We start from the raw sequence: 12,439 nt of genomic DNA, 5'->3' as shown, positions 1-12,439 counted from the left end.
GACTGTGCGCCTCGGGTAGCCTGACATCGAAACCGCCCGGAGAACCCATTGGAATCTCTTCTTGTCCTTGTCGGATTGATCGTGCTGGCCATTCCGGTCACCATCATTGTGCTGTTAGTCAACCATACACGCCTGCGTCGTCGGGTTGAGCATCTGGAGCGCCAAATACTGTCCCTTGGCAGCGATGCGCCGGAACCGCAGCAGGTTGAGCCGCGCAAACCGACCGAAAAGCCGGACAGGGCATCAAAACCTGCCCCATGGTCTGCAGCCAAGGCGCAATCGGTCAAACCTGTGGCCGAGCAAACGCCACCCGCAGCCGTTGTCTCCCGCGGGGATCGTCTGGCCGCGCTGACAATCTGGCTGCGCGAGAACTGGTTCTATGCGGTCTCGGCCCTGTCGCTGGCGCTGGCGGGGATATTTCTGGTGCAGTACGGCGTTGAAAGCGGGCTGTTGCCGCCATTCGCTCGGGTGATCGCGGCGTTGCTTTTCGGTGCAGTGCTGATTGTTGCTGGCGAGGTCATTCGGCGCAGATATGGTGATGACGAAAGCACAGCGACTGCCTATCTGCCGTCGGTCTTTTCCGGTGCTGGGCTGGTCACGCTGTTCGGAGGCGTTCTGGCCGCGCGGCAGCTTTATGACCTGATCGGCCCCGAGGTCGCTTTGACCGCAATGGTCGCGGTTGCGCTGGTGGGATTGGTTTTGGGCTGGTTTCACGGCCCTTTGCTGGCCGCTGTCGGATTAACGGGTGCGTTTTCTGCCCCCTTCGTGGTTGGTGGCACGTCAGAGAACCCAAGCTGGCTGTATGCCTATTTCGTTGTCATCGCTGTTCTGGGTCTGGGAATCGACACGGTGCGGCGATGGGTATGGATTTCGGTCCTGACCTTGTTTGGGGCCTACACAACCTGCCTACTGCTGGTGTTGTCTTCGCCCCTGACCGAGGCCGCATACTTGATTTGCGTGACGGCATTGGCTGTGATCTCCATCGCAATTCCGGTCCGGCGCGTTTGGCCCAATCATGGCGGGTCGATGATCTGCGAAATCGTTAGCCGGAAAAAGGGCGATGCATGGCCGGAATTCCCGACGCGACTGGGCTTTGGTGCGGTCGCTGTCAGCTCGGCGATTGTGTCGCTGCACTGGGCGGACAGTGTTGATGAGTTCTGGTTGGGCGTTGTTCTGCTATCCGGGATGACCCTTGGATTGATGTTGTGGGCACAGCGGGCGGAAGCGTTGCAGGATGCTACGGCACTGCCTGCGCTTGGTCTCGTCTGGTTTGTCCTGATGCATGGCTTGGACAACGGGATCGTTTTGCGCCAGTTTGCCGAGACCTTTGCAGAAACGCCCGAGGCTGACTTTCCTTGGGTGGTAACCATTCTCATCGCCCTTGGCGTGGTGATTTCGATCACTGCGGCATGGCGATCGATGAATGCGCAAAGATACGCGGCAATCTGGGCCGGAGCAGCGGCGGTGTTTGCCCCCGCGTTGGCCATCGCGCTTGAGGTCGGCTGGCATCCGGCCCACGTCATCGGGGCATACCCTTGGGCCTTGCACGCAATTGCGCTGGGCGTGCTGATGGTCGTTTTGGCGGAACGCTTTGCACGCGCGGATGGCGAGGACCGGATGCGTCCGGCGCTGGCTACGATATCAGCCCTGTCCTGCCTGAGTTTTGCCTGCATCATTGTTCTCAGCTCGGCCGCGTTAACCATTGCGCTGGTTGTGATGGTCGTGGTGGCAGCGGCGCTGGATCGCCAATTCAATCTGCCACCGATGACTTGGTTCATCTGGGCAGGCGTATTTACAGTCACCGTTCGGTTGGTTCTGACACCGGGCCTTGCCTGGGCCAGCTATGCACCGGTGCCTGAGATGGCGCTAGTGTATGGCGGGGCCACTTTGGGATTTGTGATCGGGTGGTTGCTACTGCGGCCGATGCATCGCCCGGTGGCGGGCCTGTTGTTGGAAAGCGCGGCTTGGGCAACCGGGGGCATTCTGCTGTCCTTGCTTTTGGAGCGCTGGCTGCAAAGCTTTGGCGAAGGCAACGCCACCAACAGCCACTGGGGGTTGGGCTTGCTGGCGATCATCTGGCTGCTTCTGGCCTTCGCGCAAGTCCAGCGGTTGGAGCTGGGGGGTAAGCTGAACTACGTCCGCTATCTGCTGGCCGCGTTCTTTGCCAGCCACGGCTTGTTGCGTCTGGCGCAGGCGGTGGTCGAGGCGAACCCGCTGCTCGGCACAGCCGTGCCACCGGTTCTGGGACCGCCGGTTCTGAATACGCTGGCGGTGGCCTATCTGCTGCCTGCGCTGATTATCGGTTTCTCGGTCTGGCGCATTTACGCAACCCCGCTTTGGCTAAAGCGTGCCAGTTGGGGATTGACCAGTGTACTTGCCGCCCTTTGGCTGGGGTTGATGATCCGCCATGTTTGGCAGGGCGCCGCTGGGATGTATGAAGGCAACGGCGTGACACAGCCCGAACTTTACACCTACACCATGGCTCTGCTGGCGATTGGTGCGGTGCTGTTCTACCAATCGCTGGCGCGCCGATCCGACCTGATGCGCAAGGCGGGTCTGGTGGTGATCGGACTGGCCGTGGCCAAGGTGTTCCTGATCGATATCGCTGGCCTGGGTGGGCTGATCCGGGTGTTCTCGCTGCTGGCGCTGGGCCTGGCATTGGCAGGGCTGGCATGGCTGAACCGATGGGCCAAGCTGCGCCATTCGCCGCAGGACCCGGAACCTCTGGACCATTGAGGGCGGGCGTCCTATAAGCGCGGCCATGTATGACCGGATGGCCATCATTATTCGAATTATATCCCCGGCGCTCTGACCCATTGAGACGCCGGGCAAAGGTGTTTGAGACTTCGCACCGACCGCTTCGAGCCATAAGACGACCAGATCATCCAAAGGACGCCCCCAATGTGCGCCGACACGATCCAGACACCTGATTACAAAGACACGCTGAACCTGCCCAAAACCGACTTCCCCATGCGCGCCGGCCTGCCCAAACGCGAGCCCGCATGGCTGGAGCGGTGGGAGACCATCGGCGTCTATGACCGCTTGCGTGAAAAAGAAAACCGCACGCCCTTTACCCTGCATGACGGCCCCCCCTACGCCAACGGCCACCTGCATATCGGCCACGCGCTGAATAAGACGATCAAGGATATGATCGTCCGGTCCCATCAGATGATGGGTCATGATGCGCGCTATGTGCCCGGCTGGGATTGCCACGGCCTGCCGATCGAGTGGAAGATCGAGGAACAATACCGCAAGAAGGGCAAGAACAAGGATGAGGTGAACATCGTCGATTTCCGCCAGGAATGCCGCAAGTTTGCCGAAGGCTGGATCGATATCCAGCGTGAAGAGTTCAAGCGTCTGGGCATCACCGGCAACTGGCCCGATCCCTACATCACCATGGATTACCATGCCGAAGCCGTGATCGCGGACGAGTTCATGAAGTTCCTGATGAACGGCACGCTCTATCAGGGCTCGAAACCCGTGATGTGGTCGCCCATCGAAAAGACTGCGCTGGCCGAAGCTGAGGTCGAGTATCACGACAAGGAAAGCTTCACCATCTGGGTGAAGTTCAAAGTCGTGAATGCAGGCGACTTGGATGATGCTTTTGTCGTGATCTGGACGACGACTCCATGGACCATGCCGTCGAACAAGGCGGTCGTGTACGGTAAGGATATCTCCTACGGCCTGTACGAAGTCACCGGCGCACCTGAGGAATGCTGGGCCAGTGTCGGCGACAAGTTCTTGCTGGCAGACAACCTTGCCGCTGACGTGTTGGGCCGCGCCCGTCTGAACGACGATCAGTGGACCCGCGTTCGCGACGTGACGACGGATGAGTTGGCCAATGTTCAACTGACCCACCCGCTGGCCGGTGCCGAAGGTGGCGACGGCGAATGGGATGACATCCGCGACTTCCGTGCCGCTGAATTCGTGACCGATACCGAGGGTACAGGCTTCGTCCACTGCGCGCCGTCGCATGGGATGGAGGAATTCGAGCTTTACCGCGATCTGGGCATGCTTGAGCAGGTCATCACCTACAATGTAATGGATGACGGCTCGTTCCGCGCCGATCTACCGTTCTTTGGTGGAAAATACATCCTGTCCCGCAAGGGTGGCGAAGGTGACGCCAATAAGGCCGTGATCGACAAGCTGGTCGAAGTCGGTGGTCTGCTGGCACGCGGCAAGATCAAGCACAGCTATCCGCATTCGTGGCGCTCGAAAGCTCCGATCATCTATCGCAACACGCCGCAGTGGTTTGCCTCGGTCGACCGCAAGCTGGATGACGGCATGGGCGAGATGGGCGACACCATCCGCGAACGTGCCTTGCGGTCCATCGACGAACTGGTGAAATGGACGCCGCAGACCGGTCGCAACCGCCTGTATTCCATGATCGAAGCGCGCCCGGATTGGGTTTTGTCTCGCCAGCGTGCTTGGGGCGTACCGCTGACATGTTTCACCAAGAAGGGCGCGCTACCGACTGACGCGGACTATCTGCTGCGTAACGATGACCTGAACGCCCGCATCAAAGCAGCGTTCGAGAAAGACGGCGCGGATATCTGGTACACCGACGGGTTCAAAGAGAAAATCCTCGACGGTATCGCCAACCCCGACGACTACGATCAGGTGTTCGACGTGCTGGACGTGTGGTTTGACTCCGGCTCAACCCACGCTTTCGTTCTGCGAGACCGTGAAGATGGGACCGAGGACGGTATCGCCGATGTCTATATGGAAGGCACTGACCAGCACCGTGGGTGGTTCCATTCGTCAATGCTGCAGGCCTGCGGCACCAAGGGCCGTGCGCCCTATCGCAATGTGGTAACCCATGGCTTCACGCTGGACGCCAAAGGCAACAAGATGTCCAAGTCGCTGGGCAATACCATCGTGCCGGAAGAGGTCGTCAAACAATACGGTGCCGATATCCTGCGCCTGTGGGTGGCTCAGACCGACTATACCGCTGACCAGCGGATCGGGCCGGAAATCCTGAAAGGCACCGCCGACAGCTATCGCCGCCTGCGCAACACCATGCGGTTCATGCTGGGCTCGCTGGCTGACTTCACCGAAGCGGATCGGGTTGATCCGGCGGATATGCCACGTTTGGAACGCTGGGTTCTCAGCCGTCTGGCCGATCTGGATGAGCAGGTTCGCAAGGGCTATGCGTCCTTCGATTTCCAGGGCGTGTTCAGCGCGGTCTTCACTTTTGCCACCGTTGACCTGTCATCGTTCTATTTCGACGTCCGTAAGGATGCGCTGTACTGCGACGGCGACACCCTGCGCCGCCGCGCTGCGCGCACCGTGTTGGATATCCTGTTCCACCGCCTGACCACATGGCTGGCCCCGGTTCTGGTCTTCACCATGGAAGAGGTTTGGCTGGAGCGGTTCCCCGGCGACGACAGTTCAGTTCATCTGGTGGATTTCCCGGATACTCCCACCGAGTGGCGCGATACGGAGCTGGAAACCAACATGGCCAAGGTTCGCCGTGTGCGCCGAGCTGTAACCGCCGCGCTGGAAATCCAACGTCAGGACAAGGTGATCGGTTCTAGCCTCGAAGCGGCCCCGATCGTACATGTCGAGGATGACGACACCCGTGACCTGCTGGCGACCTTCGACGTGGATGACATGTGCATCACGTCCGGATTGACCGTCACCGGCGACCCGGCCCCGGCCGAGGCGTTCCGCGTGCCGGAAATCGAAGGCGTCGCGGTGCTGTTCGAAAAGGCCGAGGGTGACAAGTGTCAGCGCTGCTGGAAAATCCTGCCTGATGTGGGCCGCCACGCCCATGAAGGCGTCTGCGGACGCTGCGACGAGGCGCTGAGCTAACCTTAGAACCCCCGGCCACACGCCGGGGGTTTTCTCTTCTTGCGCCCAGCCTGGCGATCTGAAACGCTGCGGTAATGCCTATGATTGCTGTAGATACCCAGTTTGGTCGCCTTGGAATTGAAGAGACAGATGGTGCAATCACACGCGTTGTCTGGGACGGTGACGACGACCAACCAGACTCCGCTTTGTTGCAAGAAGCAGCCGCACAGATGGAAGCCTATGATGCTGGGCAGTTAGAGCAGTTTGATCTTCCATATTTCGTCGCCGGATCAGCCTTTCAAAAGCAGATTTGCGACGTGATGTATGCCATCCCGTTCGGCGAAACTCGAACGTATGGTGACATTGCCAAAGAAGTTGGACAGCCCCCACAACCTGTTGGGCAGGCCTGTGGCGGTAACCCCATCCCTGTGATCATCCCCTGCCACAGGGTTCTGTCGGCCGGCGGTCTGGGTGGGTTCTCGGCCAAGGGTGGGGTAGAGACCAAGGTTGCCCTGCTGCGCCATGAACGGGCGGCGGGCTTGCTGATCTGATCACGGAAATCTGTTGCAATCCGGCTGGTTGAGGCTCAACTTGTATCAGATAGAGAATTCAAGGGATCGCATTGCATGACTGCCTCAACAGACCCGGCCGTCCGAAAAAAGGCCATCATTGATAAACTGATGTCATTGGAAGCACAGGAATTGGCGACGGCACAGGCCCATTACGACGCTTTCCTGAAGGATTCTCAGCTGGATGACCGGGAAGGGCATGACAAGGACGATATCGCGGCCTCGCGCGAGAACGCGGATCTGGCGGCGGCTTTTGATGCCCCTGTGCATGCCCATCACGCCAAGATTGATGTGATTGAAAACACCGATTTTAGCATCACCGATAGGGTACAGCCCGGGGCTGTCGTCAAGTTCAACAACCGCCGGTTCGTGGTCTGCGTTTCAACCACACGGTTCGACGTGGACGGCAAAACCTACATGGGCATCTCAACACAAAGCCCGATTTATCTGGCCATGGTTGGCCTGCAAGAGGGTGACGTGTTCACCCACAATGGGACCGAGTTTGAGGTTCAGGAAGTCTTGTAATCTGCGCTCTTGCGCTGTGGAATGATCTGCTGCGCAATTCCTGCGAACACCAGGTACAGGCTAGTAATCACCAAACCCCAATGCGCCCAGCTTTCGGGGTGAAAGTCGACCCAGGCCGCCCAACCTGCAAAGAAGGTCCAGGCAAACGCCATCGGCAGCGACACTGTGCGCCAGCGCTCGGTCCGGACTGGGTGGATGAATTTCAGCGGCAGGAACATCGCCAGCGAAAGCAGCGACACAAGCAGCAAGATAACCCAGAAATTGGGCTCTAGCGCGAAGATGACAATCACGAACATGTTCCAGCAACCCGGGAAGCCGGAAAAGGAGTTGTCCTTTGTTTTCATCCGTGTGTCGGCAAAATACATCGCGCTGGCAAAGGTGATAACGATAATGGCGAACCAACCCGTCCAGCCGTCCATCAAACCGGATTTGAACAGCGCGAAGGCCGGGATGAACACATAGGTCAGATAGTCGATGATCAGATCCAACAGCACCCCGTCAAATTCGGGTGCGTTCTTTTTGACGTGGTAGTGCCGTGCCAGTGGGCCGTCGATGCCGTCCACGATGAACGAGACCACCAGCCATAGATACATCAGGCTCCATTTTTCTTCGACGGCCGCCAACATGGCCAGCATTGCGAAAACAGCACCTGTGGCAGTGAACAGATGGACGGAAAGGGCTTTGAATCTAAGAGTCATGGAGGGTTCATGTACGATGCATTCGGCAGATGCAAACCAAAAGCAAGATTAGAGTGAGTACCCAACGTTACGATGTAGAGACATCACGCTTTGGGATGGGCGCGGTTGTAGACCTCCATCAACCGCGCTGTATCCACAGCAGTGTATGTCTGTGTGGTCGAAAGCGATGCGTGTCCAAGCAATTCCTGAATGGCGCGCAGGTCTCCTCCGGCGGCCAGAAGATGTGTGGCAAAGCTGTGTCGCATCGCGTGCGGTGTGGCTGTTGCAGGCAGGCCGAGTTGCATTCGCGCCTTGGCCATTACCCCCTGTATCGCGCGTGGATTCAGTGGGCCGCCGCGCACGCCACGAAACAGTGCTTTGTCCTTGGCCTGCAGGTGCGGACAAAGTCGCAGGTAATGGTCCACCGCTGCGCGGGCCGCGGGCAGAACCGGGACGATTCTCTCTTTGTCGCCTTTACCGATGATGCGCAGGGTCTCCGGCAGGGGGGCATCTGCGCCGGTCAGTGAGAGCGCCTCGGAAATGCGCAGGCCGCAGCCATAGAGCAGCGTGACCACCGCCACGTCACGGGCGGAGACCCAATCGCTTGTCGATTGCAGCTCGACCGTTTCGATCATGGCGCGGGCGGCGTCTTCGGCCAGTGGCCGGGGCAGTTTCTTGGTAAACTTTGGCGCGCGGGTCGACAGCACGGCCGTGGGTTCAAACCCCTCACGTTCGGACAGCCAGCGATAAAAGCTTTTGACGGCTGAAAGTTTGCGGGCAAGCGAGCGTGCGCCCACGCCAGACGCGCGTTGATCGGCCATCCAGGCGCGCATGTCGGATACCGTGATCCGCGCCAACGCCGCCAGACCCTGCCGCTCGCTGTGGTGCAGGGTCATGAAGGACAGGAAATCTGTAATATCGCCGCGATAAGCGGTCTGCGTATTCTCAGACCGTCCGGCCAACGCCCCCAGACTGTCCAGCCAATGCTGCAACGCATCGCGACAGGCCGGAGAGATCAGGCTCATGACAACCAGTGGCGCATTGATCGTTCGAACACACTGGCAAAAAACGACAGCAGATCGGTGCCCAGTTGCGGAGTGAAATGGTTGGCGTCTTTGGATGCCATGACAATCATGCCGGGCAAGCGCCCATCGCCCAAATCCAATTTCAGACAGGCCTCGGACCTGAACTGATTGGCCGTAGCCCCAAAAATCCGGGGATTTGGATTTGGAACCTGACGTAGAACAACCTCGCGTGCGGGGCCGCCGCGGTCTTGGCTGAGATAGGCGTTGATCGCGCCTGGTTCGACCACGGTCAGCACGCCACCCAGTTTTTCGATTGCCTGATCTTCCTGCATCACTGTTGTTTCCAGAACCAACGTGATGTGATCGACGCGCAGAATCTCGGCCACGTCGCTGCCTAGCGCGCGCAGAAAATCTTCGAACTCGACCGGTTCCAGCAGGCGCAGGATGGCGCGGTGTACCTGATTGGTGCCAGCGAGATTCTCATAGGCCGCTGCGATGACCGAACGGTGCGTGTCCTCAAGCCGGTCCAGCCGCGCCTCAAGCCGTTGCATGGCGATGCCGCGCAGGTCGATGACATTGTCACCGCGCGCCTGTTCGTTGGCTGCGACCAGCGCCTGCATCAGATCCTTGTCGTCCAGCACAGCGTCCGGTTCAGCCAGAATCGCGGCGCGGAGATTATCCTTGAGTTTGGTGTTGCTGCTCATGTCCCGTCCGGTCTTTTTTTGTTGAGCGGCTTATAACACGGGTTGGTGCATTTGCCTTGGAAAAAATACAGGCAAAAGTAGAATTAAACTTGGGCTGTGTCGGAAAAGCTCCCGCCTGCAATACACTGATCAGAAGATCAGATTCTGCAGTTGGGCCGGGCGCGACGCCAGAAGGCGCCGCGCGGGTGCGTTACAGGATCAGAGGATTTTCTGACCGGTCTTGGCCCAGTCGGCCAGAAAGGTTTCAAGACCCTTGTCTGTCAGTGGGTGATCGGCCAGTTTTTTGATCACGGCGGGTGGTGCGGTGATCACGTCTGCGCCAATACGGGCGCTATCTGTCACGTGGTTCACGGTGCGGATCGAAGCCGCCAGAATCTCGGTCTCGTACCCATAATTGTCATAGACCTGACGGATGTCGGCAATCAGGTCCATGCCGTCGAGGTTGATGTCATCCAAACGGCCAATAAAGGGCGAGATAAATGTTGCACCCGCCTTGGCAGCCAGAATCGCCTGATTGGTTGAGAAGCACAGAGTCACGTTAACCATCTGGCCTTCGTCGGTCAGCGTTTTACACGCTTTCAGACCGGCCCATGTCAGCGGGACTTTGACGGCAATGTTTGACGCGATCTTGGCCAGCTTGCGGCCTTCGGCGATCATATCGTCGGCTTCGGTCGCAACAACTTCGGCGGACACGGGGCCGTCGACCAGGTCGCAGATCTCTTTGGTCACTTCCAGAATGTCGCGGCCCGATTTCAGGATCAGCGAGGGGTTGGTGGTTACGCCGTCCACCATGCCCAGATCGTTCAGTTCGGCGATGGCGTCGATCTCGGCGGTGTCTACGAAGAATTTCATGAGGGCAGTCCTTTGATGGGTTGGCCTTGGTCGCGGATGCCTTTACCTCAAAGAGACCCATGCTGAAACCCCCTGGCCCAAGGATATGCATTGAGCACTCAGGAGTATTTCGACCAAGGTGAGCTGGTGGCCGTGCTGACCGCACAGCCGCTGGACCGGACGCTGGATTACAAGGCGCCCGAGGGCGGGTGTTTTCTGGGCGCGTTTGTCGAGGTGCCGCTGGGCCCGCGCAAGGTTCTAGGCGTGGTGTGGGGGCCAGGGCAGGGCGGCTTTGATCTAAGCAAGGCCCGATCGGTGATCCGCGTGCTTGAGGTTGCGCCGATGCGCGAAGAGATGCACGTGTTTCTGGGGCGCGTGGCAGACTACACGCTGACGCCGATGCCATCAATGCTGCGGTTGGCGACGCGCGCGCCGGGACTGGGTGATCCACCGTCAATGCGCAAGATTTACCGCCTTGGACAAGGTGAGCCAGACCGGATGACCGACGCGCGGACCCGTGTTCTGGAGGTTCTGCGGGACTATGGCGGGTTGGCATTTACGCTGAAGGAATTGGCGGAACAGGCTGGTGTGACATCGTCAGTAGTCAAAGGCTTGGTGAAACAGGGTGCCGTGCGCGAGGAGGACAGCCCGCGCGATTTGCCCTATCCACATTTGGATCCGGATCTGCCGGGCAAGACCCTGACCGAGGATCAGGCGGCAGCGGTTGAAAAGTTGCAGATCGGTCAGCGAACCGGCGACTATGGCACGACACTGCTGAAGGGGGTGACCGGCTCAGGCAAGACCGAGGTCTATCTGGAAGCTGTGGCCGAGGCGTTGCGGATGGGTCGGCAGGCGCTGGTGTTGTTGCCCGAGATTGCCCTTACCGCCGAATTCCTGACGCGGGTTGAGGCGCGGTTTGGCGCGCGCCCGGCCGAGTGGCACTCGGGTGCGACAATGACCGAACGCCGCCGGGTTTGGCGGATGGTCGGGCAGGGTGACGCGCAACTGGTCGTGGGCGCGCGTTCAGCGTTGTTCCTGCCGTTTCGGGATTTGGGTTTGGTTGTGGTCGATGAAGAACACGACACCTCGTACAAACAGGAAGACGGAGTACATTACAGTGCCCGTGACATGGCGGTTCTGCGGTCAGCCATTTGCGGAGGACGGGTGATTCTGGCCAGCGCCACGCCGTCGCTGGAAAGCTGGGCCAATGCCGAGGCGGGGAAGTATGAGCGGCTCGACCTGACATCGCGGTTTGGGGCGGCAGTACTGCCCGAGATGAAGCCGATCGACATGCGGGCTGAGCAGATGCAGCCGGGCACGTGGATTTCTCCAAGCTTGCGGCAGGCCGTGCGGCAGCGGATCGAAAGGGGCGAGCAGTCGCTTTTGTTCATCAACCGCCGCGGTTATGCGCCGGTGACGTTGTGTCGGGCGTGCGGCGAACAGATTGCCTGCGATCACTGTGATGCGCGGATGGTTGAACACCGGTTTCTCAAGCGTCTGATGTGCCATCAATGTGGTGAGACCAAACCGATGCCTGACGCCTGCCCCTCTTGCGGTGTCGAAGGCAAGCTGGCCCCTGTCGGGCCCGGGATCGAACGGTTGGCAGAAGAGGCCGAGGCGACATTCCCCGAAGCTAAGATCGAGATGCTCAGCTCTGATCTGTTCGGATCGGCGCGGGCGTTGAAGGCCAAGATCGAGGAGATCGCCGAGGGGGATGCCGACCTCATTATCGGCACGCAGTTGGTAGCCAAGGGACATAACTTTCCCAAACTGACCTTGGTGGGAGTTATTGATGCCGATCTCAGCCTGCATGGCGCCGACCTGCGCGCCGCCGAACGCACGTTCCAGTTGATGCGACAAGTCGCAGGTCGGGCTGGGCGCGCGGACAAGCCGGGGCAGGCGTTGTTACAGACGTTTCAGCCAGAACATCCGGTGATCCGCGCCATCCTGTCGGGTGACGAGGAAGGTTTCTGGAAGGCCGAGGCCGCTGGGCGGCAGGCGGCTGGCGTGCCGCCTTACGGGCGCATGGCCGGGATCGTTTTGTCTGGCCCCGAGGTCGGCCCTGTCTTTGACATCGGCAATACCATGGCCCGAAACGATGCACCGCTGCGCGAGATCGGGGCGCAGGTGTTCGGCCCGGCCCCCGCGCCCATCGCGCGTATCCGGGGCAGACACCGTGTACGCCTGCTGGTCAAAGCCCCGAAAGGTGCGCCTATTCAAGACGCTATCGTCCGTTGGATCGCCCCATTGCGCCTGAAAGGCGACATCCGACTGACTGTGGATATCGACCCGCAGAGCTTTTACTGACTCTGCAC

General features: G+C 59.6%; 9 protein-coding genes. 5 read left to right on the top strand and 4 right to left on the bottom strand.

The features are described from left to right. The first annotated feature begins 48 nt into the window (after positions 1–48). From ACR0DL_RS19870 to ACR0DL_RS19855, 4 genes are all read left to right on the top strand, one after another. The gene (locus ACR0DL_RS19870; RefSeq protein ID WP_480690890.1) at positions 49–2,736 is read left to right on the top strand and encodes a DUF2339 domain-containing protein; all 2,688 of its coding nucleotides are present in this window, start codon (positions 49–51) and stop codon (positions 2,734–2,736) included. Positions 2,737–2,901: 165 nt separating this feature from the next. Continuing rightward, positions 2,902–5,814, top strand: coding sequence for an isoleucine--tRNA ligase (ileS, locus tag ACR0DL_RS19865; protein ID WP_480690888.1), 2,913 nt, complete (start codon positions 2,902–2,904; stop codon positions 5,812–5,814). 74 nt (positions 5,815–5,888) lie between these two features. Next, positions 5,889–6,344 carry a methylated-DNA--[protein]-cysteine S-methyltransferase gene (locus ACR0DL_RS19860; protein WP_170414218.1) on the top strand — a complete coding sequence of 152 codons (456 nt, stop codon included), beginning with the start codon at positions 5,889–5,891 and terminating at the stop codon, positions 6,342–6,344. Positions 6,345–6,419: 75 nt separating this feature from the next. Further along, on the top strand, positions 6,420–6,887 hold the full coding sequence (locus ACR0DL_RS19855) for a hypothetical protein (protein WP_170362413.1): 468 nt from the start codon (positions 6,420–6,422) through the stop codon (positions 6,885–6,887). Here ACR0DL_RS19855 and ACR0DL_RS19850 read toward each other — a convergent pair. The 4 genes from ACR0DL_RS19850 to fsa all read right to left on the bottom strand — a co-directional run bounded on the left by ACR0DL_RS19850 (position 6,872) and on the right by fsa (position 10,145). Then, complete coding sequence (locus ACR0DL_RS19850; RefSeq protein WP_170362412.1) at positions 6,872–7,585, bottom strand: CDP-alcohol phosphatidyltransferase family protein; 714 nt, start codon at positions 7,583–7,585, stop codon at positions 6,872–6,874. The genes ACR0DL_RS19855 and ACR0DL_RS19850 overlap by 16 nt on opposite strands. Before the next feature lie 83 nt (positions 7,586–7,668). Next, complete coding sequence (locus tag ACR0DL_RS19845) at positions 7,669–8,589, bottom strand: tyrosine recombinase XerC (RefSeq protein ID WP_480690885.1); 921 nt, start codon at positions 8,587–8,589, stop codon at positions 7,669–7,671. After that, the gene (locus ACR0DL_RS19840) at positions 8,586–9,293 is read right to left on the bottom strand and encodes a DUF484 family protein (RefSeq protein WP_480690883.1); all 708 of its coding nucleotides are present in this window, start codon (positions 9,291–9,293) and stop codon (positions 8,586–8,588) included. Before ACR0DL_RS19840 ends, ACR0DL_RS19845 begins: the two co-directional genes overlap by 4 nt. A gap of 198 nt (positions 9,294–9,491) precedes the next feature. After that, positions 9,492–10,145 carry a fructose-6-phosphate aldolase gene (gene fsa / locus ACR0DL_RS19835; RefSeq protein ID WP_170379048.1) on the bottom strand — a complete coding sequence of 218 codons (654 nt, stop codon included), beginning with the start codon at positions 10,143–10,145 and terminating at the stop codon, positions 9,492–9,494. Between the two features lie 90 nt (positions 10,146–10,235). Between fsa and ACR0DL_RS19830 the strand changes: the two genes are divergently transcribed. Further along, entirely contained in the window at positions 10,236–12,431 is a 2,196-nt protein-coding gene (locus ACR0DL_RS19830) for a primosomal protein N' (protein ID WP_480690881.1), read from the top strand. The last annotated feature ends 8 nt before the right edge of the window (positions 12,432–12,439 follow it).

This window comes from Ruegeria sp. BB5, from assembly GCF_056539405.1.
The sequence above is the reverse complement of the archived record's forward strand: the minus strand, read 5'-3'. Positions and strand labels throughout refer to the sequence as shown.

Coding starts and splice junctions, on each gene's coding strand:
- ileS (WP_480690888.1), top strand. CDS start 2,902: ATGTGCGCCGACACGATCCAGACACCTGATTACAAAGACACGCTGAAC.
- ACR0DL_RS19860 (WP_170414218.1), top strand. CDS start 5,889: ATGCCTATGATTGCTGTAGATACCCAGTTTGGTCGCCTTGGAATTGAA.
- ACR0DL_RS19855 (WP_170362413.1), top strand. CDS start 6,420: ATGACTGCCTCAACAGACCCGGCCGTCCGAAAAAAGGCCATCATTGAT.
- ACR0DL_RS19850 (WP_170362412.1), bottom strand. CDS start 7,585: ATGACTCTTAGATTCAAAGCCCTTTCCGTCCATCTGTTCACTGCCACA.
- ACR0DL_RS19845 (WP_480690885.1), bottom strand. CDS start 8,589: ATGAGCCTGATCTCTCCGGCCTGTCGCGATGCGTTGCAGCATTGGCTG.
- ACR0DL_RS19840 (WP_480690883.1), bottom strand. CDS start 9,293: ATGAGCAGCAACACCAAACTCAAGGATAATCTCCGCGCCGCGATTCTG.
- fsa (WP_170379048.1), bottom strand. CDS start 10,145: ATGAAATTCTTCGTAGACACCGCCGAGATCGACGCCATCGCCGAACTG.